Annotated in this window: 14 protein-coding genes; 2 read left to right on the top strand and 12 right to left on the bottom strand. The window is 62.3% G+C overall.

What is annotated here, in order from left to right:
• The first annotated feature begins 103 nt into the window (after positions 1 to 103).
• Positions 104 to 1,150, top strand: a complete 1,047-nt coding sequence (locus ACIQC5_RS13670; RefSeq protein WP_400283076.1) for a LacI family DNA-binding transcriptional regulator — start codon at positions 104 to 106, stop codon at positions 1,148 to 1,150.
• Between the two features lie 31 nt (positions 1,151 to 1,181).
• Entirely contained in the window at positions 1,182 to 2,180 is a 999-nt protein-coding gene (locus ACIQC5_RS13665) for an aldo/keto reductase family protein (RefSeq protein ID WP_400283073.1), read from the top strand.
• 206 nt (positions 2,181 to 2,386) lie between these two features.
• On the opposite strand, the gene ACIQC5_RS13660 is transcribed toward ACIQC5_RS13665, so the two are convergent.
• The 12 genes from ACIQC5_RS13660 to ACIQC5_RS13605 form a co-directional block, all read right to left on the bottom strand.
• Positions 2,387 to 3,196, bottom strand: a complete 810-nt coding sequence (locus tag ACIQC5_RS13660; RefSeq protein WP_400283071.1) for an aspartate dehydrogenase domain-containing protein — start codon at positions 3,194 to 3,196, stop codon at positions 2,387 to 2,389.
• A gap of 77 nt (positions 3,197 to 3,273) precedes the next feature.
• On the bottom strand, positions 3,274 to 3,846 hold the full coding sequence (locus ACIQC5_RS13655) for a MarR family winged helix-turn-helix transcriptional regulator (protein WP_400283068.1): 573 nt from the start codon (positions 3,844 to 3,846) through the stop codon (positions 3,274 to 3,276).
• Between the two features lie 191 nt (positions 3,847 to 4,037).
• Entirely contained in the window at positions 4,038 to 5,174 is a 1,137-nt protein-coding gene (locus ACIQC5_RS13650; RefSeq protein WP_400283065.1) for a Rieske 2Fe-2S domain-containing protein, read from the bottom strand.
• A gap of 3 nt (positions 5,175 to 5,177) precedes the next feature.
• Positions 5,178 to 5,399: a recombinase-like helix-turn-helix domain-containing protein gene (locus ACIQC5_RS13645; RefSeq protein ID WP_400283062.1), complete on the bottom strand. Its 222-nt coding sequence runs from the start codon at positions 5,397 to 5,399 to the stop codon at positions 5,178 to 5,180.
• Positions 5,392 to 6,027 carry an alpha/beta fold hydrolase gene (locus tag ACIQC5_RS13640; protein WP_400283059.1) on the bottom strand — a complete coding sequence of 212 codons (636 nt, stop codon included), beginning with the start codon at positions 6,025 to 6,027 and terminating at the stop codon, positions 5,392 to 5,394. Before ACIQC5_RS13640 ends, ACIQC5_RS13645 begins: the two co-directional genes overlap by 8 nt.
• Positions 6,028 to 7,734, bottom strand: coding sequence for a thiamine pyrophosphate-binding protein (locus ACIQC5_RS13635; protein WP_400283056.1), 1,707 nt, complete (start codon positions 7,732 to 7,734; stop codon positions 6,028 to 6,030).
• Between the two features lie 30 nt (positions 7,735 to 7,764).
• Positions 7,765 to 8,640 carry an SDR family oxidoreductase gene (locus ACIQC5_RS13630; RefSeq protein WP_400283053.1) on the bottom strand — a complete coding sequence of 292 codons (876 nt, stop codon included), beginning with the start codon at positions 8,638 to 8,640 and terminating at the stop codon, positions 7,765 to 7,767.
• A gap of 46 nt (positions 8,641 to 8,686) precedes the next feature.
• The gene (locus tag ACIQC5_RS13625; RefSeq protein ID WP_400283050.1) at positions 8,687 to 9,430 is read right to left on the bottom strand and encodes an SDR family oxidoreductase; all 744 of its coding nucleotides are present in this window, start codon (positions 9,428 to 9,430) and stop codon (positions 8,687 to 8,689) included.
• The gene (locus ACIQC5_RS13620) at positions 9,427 to 10,272 is read right to left on the bottom strand and encodes an alpha/beta fold hydrolase (RefSeq protein ID WP_400283047.1); all 846 of its coding nucleotides are present in this window, start codon (positions 10,270 to 10,272) and stop codon (positions 9,427 to 9,429) included. Before ACIQC5_RS13620 ends, ACIQC5_RS13625 begins: the two co-directional genes overlap by 4 nt.
• Positions 10,256 to 11,242 (bottom strand): VOC family protein, encoded by a 987-nt coding sequence (locus tag ACIQC5_RS13615; protein ID WP_400283044.1) that lies wholly within the window; start codon positions 11,240 to 11,242, stop codon positions 10,256 to 10,258. Before ACIQC5_RS13615 ends, ACIQC5_RS13620 begins: the two co-directional genes overlap by 17 nt.
• Positions 11,243 to 11,285: 43 nt before the next feature.
• Positions 11,286 to 12,248: a PDR/VanB family oxidoreductase gene (locus ACIQC5_RS13610; protein WP_400283041.1), complete on the bottom strand. Its 963-nt coding sequence runs from the start codon at positions 12,246 to 12,248 to the stop codon at positions 11,286 to 11,288.
• A 20-nt stretch (positions 12,249 to 12,268) separates the two neighbouring features.
• The gene (locus ACIQC5_RS13605) at positions 12,269 to 13,873 is read right to left on the bottom strand and encodes an aldehyde dehydrogenase (protein WP_400283039.1); all 1,605 of its coding nucleotides are present in this window, start codon (positions 13,871 to 13,873) and stop codon (positions 12,269 to 12,271) included.
• Positions 13,874 to 13,888: the final 15 nt, after the last annotated feature.

Below are 13,888 nucleotides of genomic sequence, written 5' to 3'. Positions count from 1 at the left end.
TGGGTGGGGCCCTTTTCTCATGAGTCCAAACAGCAGCGACTGCATCATTTCAGTGCTTCGCAAGCGCTTGCGTTAACGAGAGGCATTCACTACCGTGGCTCTCATGTCATCAACAGTCGATGCAGTCGCCGAACTCGCTGGAGTCTCAGTTTCAACCGTTTCAAGGGCGCTGCGCAACGTTCCAGGCGTTTCGCTGGAAACACGCAAGCGCGTGCAGGATATCGCTCGGGATATCGGTTACGTTCCGTCGCTGGCCGGCTCCCGCTTGGCCACTGGCAGAACGGGGGCAATCGCGATCGTCACTCCCAATCTGTCCAAGTGGTTCTTTGGGCAGGTGCTGGCGTCGGCGGGCCGCGTGCTTCGCGAGGCTGGTTTTGACGTGCTGTTGTACGAAGTGGCGGACACGCGTGCGCGTGAGCGTTTTTTCGCTGGATCCAGCCTCACTGGACGGGCCGACGGAGTTCTGATCTTCGCATTGCAGCCGACTCCGGAGGAGCTCGCCACCCTTGCGGCGCAGAACCTGCCGGTTTCCGTCCTGGGGTCTGAAGCGCCAGGCGGCTCAGGTGTGAGGGTGGACGACCAGACAGCCGGCCGTGCCGCCGTAAGGCACTTGCTAAACCTGGGGCATGAACGCATCGCGTTCATCGGGATCCGTCAGGCGGCGGACAGCACGCTTGGGGGTGTCCCACCGGCCAGCCGCTTGAGGGGCTACCGCGATGCCCTTGCCGAAGCAGGTTTTGACCGAGTTCAAGAGCATGAGGTCCACGAGGAGAATTCCGCGAATGGCGGATCGGCGGCCATGGCCCGGCTGCTTTGCGCGGAGGTACCTCCCACTGCGGTGTTCGTTGCTTCCGACGAGATGGCCTTCGGGGTGCTGCGCACGCTCAAGGCGGCCGGAATCGAGGTTCCAGGCGACATGTCCGTCATTGGATTCGATAACCACGAGCTGGCCGAGATCCTTGACCTCACCACCATGGACCATTCGGTCGCCCTGCAGGGGTCCGAAACCGCGCGCCGCCTGCTGGCTTTGATCACGTCCGACGCCGGTGCGGAGCCGGATCTTGTGCTGACCGCGCAGCTCATTGTTCGCGGCAGTACGGCGCCGCCACGTCCGTTGCGAGGTCGGCAAACAGCCACCCCACTCGCCTAAGCAGCCCACCTATCGAACAGGATTTGAACCCATGGAATATCGCAAGCTCGGTGCCTCCGGCATGTACATCAGCGAACTGGCTTACGGCAACTGGGTCACGCACGGCGAGCAGATCGATCAGGATGCCGCAACGTCCTGCGTGCGCCAGGCATTGGATCTGGGAATCACCACGTTCGACACTGCCGATGCCTACGCCGGGACTCGTGCTGAGTCGGCGTTGGGCGAGGCCCTTCGGGGCGTTCGCCGCGAAGGCCTTGAGATCTTCACCAAGGTCTATTTCCCCACGGGAGAGGGAAAGAATGATCGAGGGCTCTCGCGCAAACATGTGATGGAGTCAATCGACAGCTCGTTGCGCAGGCTTGGCACGGACTACGTTGACCTGTATCAGGCTCACCGCTACGACTATGAAACTCCGCTCGAGGAGACGATGCAGGCCTTCGCCGACATCGTCCGCGCGGGCAAGGCTCTCTATATCGGGGTGTCCGAGTGGACTCCGGACGAGATTCGCGCCGGGGCCAAACTGGCCAACGAGCTCGGTGTTGGACTGATTTCGAACCAGCCCCAGTACTCAATGCTGTGGCGTGTCGTCGAAGAGGAAGTCGTTCCTACCAGCGAAGAGTTGGGCCTGGGGCAGATCTGTTGGTCTCCCTTGGCTCAGGGAGTCCTGACGGGAAAGTACGTTCCCGGCCAGAGTGCGCCCAATGCTTCACGCTTCACCACCGAGGACGGATCCCTGAAGGACGACCACAAGTTCATGCGTCCGGGAGTATTGGAGAGAGTCCAGGCTCTGCAACCACTTGCCAAGGAGGCCGGGCTATCCATGGCCGCCCTCGCGGTGGCTTGGGTGTTGCAGAACAGCAACGTATCCGCGGCGATCGTCGGGGCATCACGGCCGGAGCAGTTGGTAGACAACGCCACGGCTTCGGGCGTCAAGCTGGATTCCGAACTCATGGCCCGAATTGACGAGGTCTTGGAACCCGTCGTCGAGCGTGATCCCGGAAAAGTCGAGTCCTTCCTGGCCCGCCCCTGACACGCCTCAAACCTCCGTGCGGCCGCTCGCCCCAGTGGAGGCCGAAAACCTTGACGCCCGGTCCCGCCACAGTCTGGGGCATGCTGACGACGGCGGCCGGCTACCCGCAGTGGAACGCAACACTGAAGCAGACCGCAGAAGGCGCAGGCAAAAGCACCTCCGCGTGAGGTTGACGAGTGACTAAGGCGCCATTCGCCGTCGTACGTCTAGACCAGTCCGCCGCGCTCGCCGAGGGCTGCTTCCAAGGACCGAAGTACGGCAAATGGAACGATCCCGCTGGTCCGAGGGTTGTCCGGGCTTGGATTGTTGCGGATTTCGAACTTGTACTCGCCGCTGGGACCCGACGCTTCTATGACATGGGATGTCAGCGTGGCGGCCGGGTCCGCGGTGAGCCGTACCTGGACGCTGTCCCAGTTCCCTACGGCCTCGGCCACAGCGGCAGCGACATTGAGCGAACGGGGAAAAAGTTGTGCGGCATCCTTGGCTGAACCGAGGAAGACCTGCAAGGGGCCGTCGGTCTCGCGGATGCGTTGTACCTCTGTTGTGTCCATCCAGCTTTGCACCAGGGTTTCCGGAAGCTTGGTGGTGGACACCAGCACCGAGGTGAACGCTGCCTCACGGGCGCCCGCCCCCAGCAGGTCGAGGCCGCCCACCGCGCCCGAGGTCATGAACAACCGGCCGGGCCCGCAGGCATGCAGCCGTTCCGCCAGGTCGTGGTCTGCGAGAGCGCCGATGGACGTTATGAGGAAATCGACGCCGGCGCTGAGAATCGTTTCGGCGTAGTCGGCAACGGCCTGCTGCCCGGCACACTCGACAATCAGGTCACAGCGCTCCAGGGCCATCTCCAGCGTCAGGTTGGGGCCAGGATGTTCGACGGCGGAGCCTCCCGTTGCGGCGGCCCTGCGGCTGATGATGCCAGCCAGCTCGGCGCCGAAGACCTTACCCGCGGCAATGTCCTCGGCTACACGTGCGCCGATCGCGCCATATCCGATAATGCCAATGCGGTGCGACGTCATTACTGTCATTCCTGTTTCACTTTCTGGTGTCAGCGCCGACACCGATGTTTGTGTTCCGGAAGCATGCAGCCGATGAATCAGGCAGGATCTCCCGTGGCTTTAGTGGTTTCCTCGCCGATGGTGAGCGAAGGGTGCCCGGCCTCGAACTGGTCGATCGACGCGGAAACCTTCTTCAGGAGCAGGCTGAGCTGACTGATCTCTTTGGAGGTCAGTCCTTCAAGCATTTGGTGTTGCGTGTCAAGGTGCTCGGCGAAGATGGAATCGATGACCTTCTTGCCGTGTGGGGTGAGCTGGGCGTAGACCACGCGCCGATCCGTCTTGGTTCGTACGCGTTCGATCAGGTTCTGCTCTTCCATGCGGTCAAGTCGGAACGTGATCCCGCCTGTGGTCAGCATGGACGAACTGGCGAGTTCCCCGGCCGTCTTGCGATGCGGCTCACCGGAGCGGCGCAGGTTGGCGAGCACGTCAAAGGATGCCAGTGTGAGTCCATGCTTCTCAAAGACCGCGTTCTCAATGGCGCGCTGCTTGATGATGATTCGCGCCACGCGACCGAAAACGCCGATGGTTCCGGCATCCAACTCCGGCCGCTCCCGTGCCCAGTCGTCGAGAATACTGTCTACTGCATCGGTTGTTTCTGGTTGTTTCCCCACTGTGATTCGCTCTCATGTCCGGTTGACCGTTGACCAAACTAACTTAACGCTGACTTTCCCAGCCTAAGAAAGGTTGGTGGGAAGAATCTTTCAAGTCAGCCCAAGCGTAACCCCTTGCCGTGCCAACACAGGGAAGTGGGTCCACCGGAATTTCAATGGACCCACTTCTCCAGAGGGAACGCTGCCTTCAGTTATAGAGCGTCAAGCTTGGCCGCTTGCTCCTGTGCATCGGCCTGGTAGATCCTGCGGATCCTGGCCACGCCCAAGTCATGCTGGTAGAGGTTCTCTTCGCGATCGGCGTCGGCGGCCAAGGCCTCAAGAACTTCACGGTCCTGTTCCAGGACAACCCAGTGCTTTTCCTCCAACGTTGCCTTGTACATGAATCGCCAAACGTCCCGCTCCCAGCCGGAAACGCGCCGTGTGCGCCAATGGAAGACGGCGGAGGTCTGCGCGTCAATCGGGGTGGACATTCCGACGATGCCAAACACGCCACCGGGGCCGGCCGACTCCGCATACGGAATCTCCAAGTCCACGTAGTCCATGTCTTCCCGGCAGAACTCCACCCAGTCGAAATTGACCCCGCGCTGGTCCGTCTTCTCGAAGAAGAAGCCCCGGTCCGTTTCCCGAATACGGAATCGTGCAGTGGTATCGCCTCCGGACATTGAGTGTGACTCCCGGTGGAGGAAGGCTCCGTGCATCGGATCCAGAACGTTGTCCATGTAAAAGCGCCATGGACCCCTCCACTCGGCATAGTTGGAGAACCAGGAGACCGCGGGATCGGACAAACGATCCGGCAGTTTGAACGGCGGCACCTCGGAATCGTCAGTGAGCGGCATGAAAGCGAAGACCATGTCCGCTGCCTCGACTACGGCAAGCGAGACTGTCGCCGTCTTGCCTTCCAAAGCGCACCCGGGCATGCCCGGTACCGAAACCACCTTCCCTGTTCCATCCACCTGCACACCGTGATATTTGCAGGCAATGCGGTCGCCAAGGTGCTGGCCGACGGACAGGGGAGCGCTGCGGTGTGGGCAACGGTCCTCAAGCATGCGGACCTGGCCCAACGCGTCGCGGAACAGCAGCCAGTCGACGTTCAGGCGCTTGACCTTGACCATGGACCCGGTCCCCACAAAGCGCGAGGGAATGATCGGATACCAGCGGTCCCGGAGGCCCGTTGCGGCCAGCTCTGCGGCATCCAGCTGGTGTCGAACGCCCACTGCGTACTTCTTCTTTCCAACCGGCCGCGATGCCGGGCTGGGTGTTGGGCCGGGCGCCGGGTTTGGCGCTGGGGGCGTTGCCTGTTCAGTGGTTGTCTCTGTTGTGGGTGCCATGGCTTATTCTCCTAGTCGTCGCATTTCGGCAAGGAATCGGGGTTCATCCCAGGGGGCGCCATCGGGCGCATTGAGTCCCAGGTTGTTGAGGCCCACAATGACTCCAGTGAGGTGGTGTGTGCCTTGGCTGAATATTTCGGCCAAGGCACCGGAGAGCTTCTTCTCGTAAGGACTAACCGGTTTCCCCAGCCGCGATTGGGCCGGATCCAGATACAGTTCAGACATTTCCATCCTCTTCGGGTCGGGTGAAGGCATGGAGGCCCTCAGCGATGTTGATAAAAGACTTGGCCCACTCGTTGAACGAAGCCGGACGGTTGCGGTGGGCCGGCACATGGCAGTTGTCGATGATCACAAACACCCCGTTCTTGATTCCGCCCGCCACACTCTGCGGTTTCGAGATGTCGGTATCAAACGCAGGAGCGGCCGCGATCACAAGAGTCGGTGCGCGAACGTCGCGTAGCAGGGATGCGTAGGCTACATCTGCCGGGTCGACCTCCGGGTCTCCCAGAATGAGGCTCTTGACCAATTCCGGTCGGCTTGCACCCAACGCGATCGCCCCGAGCGCCGAAGAACCCGTAGCGATCACATGAACCGGGCCGGTCTCGGCCTCGACCAGGGCAGATGCCGCCGATGCTGCCCATTCCCGGCTTTCTGCCGCGCTGGCCGGTTGACCACCAAGGTGGTTGCTGCCGTCCCAAGCCCAAGCCCCGAAATCCAGGAGTTGGTCAGAGAACCAGGAATCGGCATCCGCTGAACCATGCAGGCAAACTACAGAATGACTGGCTTTGGGATGTTCCAGGCCGGAGCTGCGTGCTGGACCGGGGCCACGTTCACTGGATGTTGTGGTTTCCACCTAGACCTCCATGCTTGCTGGTTGCGGAATATGGACCGGCGGAACGAACGGGCCCGGTTGAGGGAGCAGGGCAGTGACATCCACTTCAATGACGGCCGGACCTCGGAGGGCGAGCGCCTGTTCCAAGGCGACGTCGAATGTCCCAGGGCTCTCCACCCTCCAGAACGGCAGGTTGACTGAACGGGAGAGGAGTTCGAAGTCGGGCGTCCAAAGATCCACGCCTGCACGCCCAAAGCCGTTGGCCTCCTGCAGGTTGCGGAGAACGCCGTAGCCGCCGTCGTTGAAGAGCAGGACCACGCACCAAGCGTCGGTACCGGCCAGTGAGGCGAGTTCTCCAAGATGGACTGCCAGGCCGCCGTCGCCGACTATTACCGCGGTGGGGACATCCGGCCGGCCGCAGGCGGCACCGATCCCCATTGCCAGTCCTTGGCCAATGCCGCCGCCGACGGGAAAGATGTTCGTTTCCCGTGAATAGATGGGGAGCAGCCGGTTTCCCCACTGGCTGGAAGGGATGGTCACGTCGCGGGCAATAACGGAGTCTCGGGGGAATCGTCGGCGCACGCTTTCGCAAATCTCTGCATAACCGCCGATGTAGCTGGTGAGCTTGTCCCGCACGGCCGCCCGCGTCTCACGGACCCTGTCTACCCATTCCCCAGCGGCGGGCGTTCCATGTTCCTGCAAAGAGTGCTCCGGAAAGCCAAGGTGGCTGTTGATGTGGTCCAGGATGGTCCGCGCGTCTCCCACGAGTCCAATGTCGGCGGGATAGGCGCGACCGATCGCGTCGGCCTCGAGGTCGAGTTGTACGTGGGGAGTGGGTAGCGCCAGGTGATAGTGCTTGGTTTCGTTGGAGCGGAAGTGTGTTCCGATGCTCAGGAACAGGTCGGCCTCGGCGAGAAGTGCGCCAACATCCGGCGTTGAGGCGAAGTTGCCGATCACCAGGGGGTGGTCCTCCGGGACGATTCCACGGCCGGAATTGCTGGTCAGCAATCCAGCGCCCAAGCCCTGGACGAGGGCGCCCAAGGCCTCACCGGCACCAGCAGCGCCACCGCCAACCCAGATCAGCGGACGTTCAGCCTTGGCCAAAAGCGCAACCGCCTCGGCGAGGGCATCAGGATCCGCCGTAGGAGGGGTCCGCACACCGACTTCGATGGCCCGCTGCTGATCAGGACGGGCCAGATACTGCAGATCGATGGGCCATTCGATGCTTGACGGCGTATGGGGGAGTGCCTGCAGATGCGCAATCGCCTCCTCAAGATCAGCCTCAACGTCCTTGCAGTTGAAAATCGTGCGGGCATAACCGGACACGGCGTCGAGCATCTGCAACTGGCGGGGAACTTCGTGGATGACACCGCGATTCCCGCCAAGGAATTCGCTGTCGATCTGTCCCGTGATGTGCAGGACCCGGCTTCCGGCCGTCAACGCTTCCACCATGGAGCCTGCGGCGTTGCCCGCTCCTGTGCCGGTGCTGGTCAGCGCCACACCAAACTTTCCGGTGGCGCGAGCGTAGGCGTCGGCCGCGTTGACGGCCGCGGCTTCGTGGCGCATCGGGACGAACCTGAGTTCCCTGTCCACGGCTTCCACGAGCGGCAGGTTGTGGATACTGATGACGCCGAATGCGGTGTCCACTCCGTGCCGGCGCATCACCCGGACCAGTACGTCGCCGCCGGTTGGCCCCTTGGGACTTTCGGTTGATTCTTGCTGTGCCATCGACTTCTCTTTCGTATCTTGAGTTGTTGGTCAGACGTACCGGTTGACGCCGCCGCCGACTTCCACGGAGGTTCCGGTGGTGTAGCCGCTCAACGGGGAAAGCAGGGTGACGATGTGGAACGCAACCTCCTCCGCAGTACCGAACCTGCCCAAGCCGATGCCCCGGTCCTTGGCGATCTCGGCGCTCCATGCTTCGTATCCAAGGTCCGTGCCGGCATTCTCGAACCGGCGCCGCCATTGGCCCGTGTCGATCAGGCCGAGCAATACCGAGTTCACCCGGATCCCGTCCACAGCCAGGTCCTCCGCGATTGAGTGGGTCAGGTTGAGAAGTCCGGCCCGCGCAGCTGACGTGGCGGCAAGGCGAAGTTCCGGTTGCCTGGAAAGGATCGCGTTCACGTTCACTATGGAGGCGGAACTTTGGGCAGAGGGCGACGACGGCGCGTGGCCGGTTGCCGTTGCTTGGCCGGCCGTTGCTCGGCCGGCCGTTGCGGCAACGGCCCGTGCTGCCGCCCTTGCGAGGGCGGGACGAGCGGAGCGGATGATGTTCCACGCACCGAAAATCTTGAGTTCGAATTCGTCGCGCACCTGCTGATCGCTGGTGTCCTCCAAAGTGGCCATCAGGGAGCGCCCAGCATTGCAGACCAGCCCGTCCACCGCGCCGAACCGCTTCAGCGTACTGTCGATGAAGGCGTCCGTGGCGTTCTGGTTGGTGACGTCGCATGCGGCGAGGTGAAGGAATTCGGGGTCCGCCCCGAATTCCTTAAAGGCGTTGGTCAGCCTGTCCAGATCCCGGGCACAAGCCGCTACGCGTGCGCCTTCACCGAGCAGGATCCGTGCTGTGGCAAGTCCTACTCCGGAGCTGGCTCCGGTCACCACAACTGTCCGGTCTCTTAATTGCAGGTCCATGGGCACTCCTTTTTGTCGTTCAAGCCTGGTCTGGTGATAAGCCGCGTCATGGGCTCATGACGAAGCCGCCATCGACCACGATGTTTTGGCCGGTGATAAAGGCAGCCGCATCAGAGATCAGGAACTCCACCACGCCAGCCACATCGTCGGGAACGGGGTCCCGCTTCAACACTCGGGTGTCCTCGTACAGTTGGAATCGCGTGGCCGGGACCGTTGCGGTTGCCTCCACACGGGTCAGGCCCGGTGAGACGGCGTTGACCCTCACGCCGGCCGGTCCGGCATCCCGTGCCATGGTCCTCGTCATTGAAAGAACCGCGCCTTTGGATCCTACGTAGTGCACCAAACGGGGAGAGCCGTAGAGGGCGGCGTCCGAAGCAATGTTCACTATGGAACCGGAAGTGCTCTGCGCCAGCTGTGGGTAGAAGTACTTACTCATCAGCCAGGTTCCGTATGCGTTGACGGTCATGACTTTATGGAAAGAGGATTCGTCGAGTTCCCAGAACGCGTCTCCGCCTACGCCGTCGGCAAGTGCGGCATTGTTGACCAAAGCATCGGCACCGCCAAGGTTGCTGACTGCCTCAGCCAAGGCAGCTACGGAGGTCTTGTCGGCGATGTCAGTGATGACGGCGCTGGCTTTCAAACCCTGGGAGCGCAGCGACTCCAGCGCAGCTGCGGCCAGCTCCGGATTCTTCTCTGCAAGCACTACATGGGCGCCGTTCGCTGCCAGCCGTTCGGCAATGCTGAACCCGAGTCCTCTGCCGGACCCGCTTACTACCACAATCGGGGTCATTTCTTGTCTCCCCAGAAATCGAGAATGGTCTCGGCCATCATTTCCGGTTGCTCCTGCAAGGCTGCGTGCCCCGCATCCTCAAGGATCTCGAAGCGGGCGCCAGGAACGAGCTTGGCCACGAACCGGGACTCTTCCACTCCGGTGACGAAGTCGTCCCTCCCCACCACCACCAGGCACGGAACGTTCAGGGCGGTCAGCACCACGGTGTTGTTGGTTCGGGCCATCATTCGCGCGGCGGCCGAGTAGCCAGGCAGCCGGACCGAGGCCATATCGGCGCGGACGGCCTCGGCGATCTGAACAGTAGTGACCGGTGATACGAGGCGGCGGAATCGTCGGGCGGCAAATGCCGTGGGCCCTGCGTCCTTCAGTTCCCGGATGCGCTTGAGCATTCTGTCGGCGGACTCCCGCGTGATGCATGAGCCCCGCGTGCTGCTGGCCAACACCAGTGAACTGACCAGTTCGGGATGCCGAGCCGCAAGTTGGGCGCCGATCACGCCTCCCCACGAGGTGCCGAAAACATGGACAGGGCCAATGCCGAGTTCTGATAGCAACGCTGCGGCAATGTCGGCGTGGTCCTCCTCCACCGATGCGTCGGTGGACTGCCCATAACCCGGGGCATCCCAAGCAAAGGTGCGGTAACCGTGGTTGCTCAGCCGTTCCGCGAGCAAGCCGCAGGAGTTCGCACTGCCGCCGATTCCATGCATCATCAAAACCGGTGTTCCGGATCCACGGATTTCAACCGATACGCCTGTGGAAGACATCCAGCGCTCAGCGGGAGCAGGACTATCCTGCGTCCGGTTCACTACGGCAGTCCCGGACACGTCGCTAGTGGGCTTCAACATGGAGTGCCTCCGCGGTCAGGAAGTAGTCGTCGGAGTCCGGCCGCACCAAGTCGCGGTAGCCGCGGTCCGCGATGCCGGCCATCGCGCTGCGGACGGAAACGGTTGGCGGACCGGCAGTTCCCCATTGATCGGAGAGTTCGGGCGTGCGCTTCCATGTGCGGCACAGCCAGCTGTCCTCATCCACCTGCGCAACTTCGGAGGTGTACTCGCACACGAGGTTGTTGGGGTCGGTGAAGTAGGAGAAGGTGTTGTCTCCTGGCCCATGCCGGCCCGGACCCCATTGCGGGGCGATGCCGTGTGATTTGAGGCTGCCGATGCCGCGCATGAAGTGGTCAATGCTCTGCATCTCGTAGGCCACATGGTTGACCGAGGTCCAGGGAGCTTGGTTGAAAGCAATGACGTGGTGCTCGGAGTTGCAGCGAAGGAAGGCCATCTGATGCTCGGACCAGTCTGAAACACGCATGCCAAGCACTTGGGTGTAGAAGTCTGTGGCACGATCGATGTCCACGGTGTTCAGCACCACGTGGGCGATCTTCTTGGGCAGAGCGCGTCGGCCGGCCGGCTCTTGGGACACCACCGCGTGGACGTTGGCAGAGAGCTCCAAGAGCCGGCCCTCAGGGTCGACCAGTTGCAAGCCGTAGCCGGCCGCTGCGTCGTCCAGTGGGCCGGGTTCCCGGAAGAGTGGGATCCCCAAGGCCGCGAGTTTCACTGCAGCCAGGTCCACATCCTGGGGAGTGGCGAGAGCGAACGAAATTGAGCCAAGTCCGTTCTGTTCCGCTTGCTCCAAACGCAGGATGTGGTGGTCGGATCCGGTTCCCCGCAGCCAGAACCTGTTTCCGTCCTCTTCGACGGTGGAGAGCCCCCAGACTTCGTGGTAAAAATCCTTGGCGGCCACAGTCTTGGGGACTTTGAGGGAAACCGACCGCAGGGATCGGAGCTTGCAGACCGGCTCAGAGGCGAAGAATGCCATGGCAAACCTTCCAGGTGGTAGGGAAAAAGAGACTTTCAGGGGTTCAGAGGTTCAGAACGAGTTGCGTTGAGCGGCAGCGGGAAACGCAAACGAACATCGACTTGTTCTCGGCCTGTTCAGCGGGGCTGAGGAGGAAGTCCCTGTGGTCGACGTCGCCTTCCACCACGCCAACTTCGCACGTACCGCAGATTCCCTCGGTACAGGAACTCGGAACGTCGATGCCTGCTTGGTTCAGCGCATCCAGCACCGAAATGGTGGGACCAACAACAATCCGCTGGCCGCTGCTTTGGCAAACGACCTCGAAGCCGGTGTCTTCTCCTGCCGGGGCTGCTGCAGGTACAGGCGCCTTGAAGCGTTCCAGGCGTAGCCGCGAAGGGTCTTCCATGGCCGATTCCACGGCTTTCATCAAAGGTTCAGGTCCGCATACGTAGACCAGCGCGCTGGAGGGAAGGGATCCCACAGCTCCAGCGATGTCAGGAAAATTTCCGTTGGCTTCGTCATCCGCATGGATCGTCACCCGTTCCTGCGGCATCTGCGAAATCTCCGCCAAGAAAGCCATGGTGGCCCTGGACCGTCCGGTGTAGAGGAGCGACCAGTCCGCACCCTCTTTTTCCAATTGCCGGACCATCGCGATGATGGGCGTAATCCCCACGCCTCCGGCGACCAGCACGTAGCCACTCGCTTTCTCCAAGGCGAAATTGGTGCGGGGTCCCTCCACCTCCAGCAGTGAACCGACAGGGAGGTCATCGTGGACGAACCTGCTGCCGCCACGGGAATCGGGTGTGCGAAGCACCGCAACTGTCCACGATGAGGAACTATCCGGGTCTGAGCACAGTGAGTACTCCCTGGTGAGTCCGTTGGGCAATCTAAGGCTCAAGTGCGCACCGGGTACCCATTGCGGAAGTGGAGTGCCGGCCGGATCGGTCAACGTCAGGCTGGTGACGCCGTCGGCCTCCCAGCGCTTCTGCTGGACGCGCAAGGTGCGGACTGCGGGGCTGCTGCTCACGGAACTGCCTTTCATGGTCATCAAACTGCGGGTTGGCTGCCGGCCCAACCAAGAGGGGTGCCGGACAGGTCAAGGTAGATGCTCTTTTGGCGCATGTAGGAACGAATGCCCTCACGGCCCTTCTCGACGCCGAGCCCGCTCTCCTTGTTTCCGCTGAAGGGCGTGGAGATGCTGAATTGTTTGTACGTGTTGATCCACACCGTTCCGGCCTGGATGGCTTTGGCGGTGCGCCATGCGCGGCGATAATCGTTGGTCCAGATTCCGCAGGCCAGCCCGAACACGGTGTCGTTTGCTTCGCTGACAAGGCTGGACTCGTCGTCGAACGGCAGGATGACAGCCACTGGCCCGAAGATCTCTTCCTGGCAAATGGCGTCGGAATTCCTGACGCCGCTCAATATGGTGGGGAGGTAGTAGGCGCCGGCCTGCAGGTGCTCGTCTGCCGGCGGACCCCCACCGCACAAAACCTGTGCGCCGTCCCGGCGTGCGTCGTCCACCATGGCGGCGACGGTATCCCGGTGTGCGTGGGTAATCATGGGCCCCACCTGCGTGCTCGGGTCGGTACCCGGCCCCACCCGGAGATTCTTTGCCCCCTCAACAAGCCTGCTGAGCACGTCCTCGAAGATCGAGCGCTGAATGAAGACCCGTGAACCGGCAATGCAACTCTGGCCGGTGGAGGAAAAGATACCGTAGAGGATGCCTGCCACCGCTTGGTCAAGATCTGCGTCCGGGAAAACGATGGTGGGAGACTTGCCGCCGAGTTCCAAGGTGATCGGCATGATTTTGTCTGCGGCAACGCGGCCCAGGGTCCTGCCAGTGGACGTGCCGCCTGTGAAGGAAATCTTGCCTACCTGAGGGTGGCGCGCCAAGGCGTCGCCCACTGTCCTTCCAGGGCCCGGCAGGACTGAGAGCAGACCGGGCGGCAGGCCGGCGTCGTCACAAATGCGAGCCAGCAACAGCGAAACCCAAGGCGCCCAAACGGGAGGCTTGATGACCACTGCGTTGCCCGCAGCGAGGGCCGGAGCCACCTTTTGAGCGTCGCTGGCGATGGGGGAGTTCCACGGGGTGATGGCGCCCACCACGCCCACAGGCTCGTAGGTGGAAATGCTGACATAGTTGCCGCGCGCCGGCGTGAGCGCATCCTCCAAGGTCTCCAATGCAGCTGCGGTAAACCGGAAGGTACCAGCGGCGCTCACTGCCAGGGCACGGGTTTCGGAGAGCGTCTTTCCTGTGTCCAGGGTTTGCAATGCGGCGATCGTGTCGGCGTTGGCCAGGATGGCATCGCTGATCCGATGCAGCACTGCCGCGCGCTCGTGGGGGAGCATTTCAGCCCAGCCACTGCGTCGGACGGCCTCCATGCCGGCCTGGACTGCGTGGTCGACGTCGTCCACGGTGGCGCCATGCAGCGTTGCGAAGATCCTCCCTGTGGCGGGATCCACAGATTCGATCAGGTCCCCGTTGCCCTGCCGCCACTGGCCGCCGACGTAGATTTCATCGGGCGTCGCCGGAGCTGGAGGCGCCGGAACTGGAGGCGCCGGAACCGGCGTCGCCGGAGCTGGAGGCGCCGGAACCGGCGTCGCCGGAACTGGGGGAGCTGCCAGGGAAACGGATGTGCCTTCGGGTTTCATGTTCGATTTCCGTCC

Origin of the sequence: Paenarthrobacter sp. NPDC092416 (assembly GCF_044755025.1) — a bacterium.
GTDB lineage: Bacteria > Actinomycetota > Actinomycetes > Actinomycetales > Micrococcaceae > Arthrobacter.
The sequence above is the reverse complement of the archived record's forward strand: the minus strand, read 5'-3'. Positions and strand labels throughout refer to the sequence as shown.

What these genes read in the sequence shown, in the direction of transcription:
- ACIQC5_RS13635 (WP_400283056.1), bottom strand. Translation starts at nt 7,734, where the DNA reads ATGGCACAGCAAGAATCAACCGAAAGTCCCAAGGGGCCAACCGGCGGC.
- ACIQC5_RS13630 (WP_400283053.1), bottom strand. Translation starts at nt 8,640, where the DNA reads ATGGACCTGCAATTAAGAGACCGGACAGTTGTGGTGACCGGAGCCAGC.
- ACIQC5_RS13645 (WP_400283062.1), bottom strand. Translation starts at nt 5,399, where the DNA reads ATGTCTGAACTGTATCTGGATCCGGCCCAATCGCGGCTGGGGAAACCG.
- ACIQC5_RS13670 (WP_400283076.1), top strand. Translation starts at nt 104, where the DNA reads ATGTCATCAACAGTCGATGCAGTCGCCGAACTCGCTGGAGTCTCAGTT.
- ACIQC5_RS13650 (WP_400283065.1), bottom strand. Translation starts at nt 5,174, where the DNA reads ATGGCACCCACAACAGAGACAACCACTGAACAGGCAACGCCCCCAGCG.
- ACIQC5_RS13660 (WP_400283071.1), bottom strand. Translation starts at nt 3,196, where the DNA reads ATGACGTCGCACCGCATTGGCATTATCGGATATGGCGCGATCGGCGCA.
- ACIQC5_RS13665 (WP_400283073.1), top strand. Translation starts at nt 1,182, where the DNA reads ATGGAATATCGCAAGCTCGGTGCCTCCGGCATGTACATCAGCGAACTG.
- ACIQC5_RS13615 (WP_400283044.1), bottom strand. Translation starts at nt 11,242, where the DNA reads ATGGCATTCTTCGCCTCTGAGCCGGTCTGCAAGCTCCGATCCCTGCGG.
- ACIQC5_RS13625 (WP_400283050.1), bottom strand. Translation starts at nt 9,430, where the DNA reads ATGACCCCGATTGTGGTAGTAAGCGGGTCCGGCAGAGGACTCGGGTTC.
- ACIQC5_RS13620 (WP_400283047.1), bottom strand. Translation starts at nt 10,272, where the DNA reads ATGTTGAAGCCCACTAGCGACGTGTCCGGGACTGCCGTAGTGAACCGG.
- ACIQC5_RS13605 (WP_400283039.1), bottom strand. Translation starts at nt 13,873, where the DNA reads ATGAAACCCGAAGGCACATCCGTTTCCCTGGCAGCTCCCCCAGTTCCG.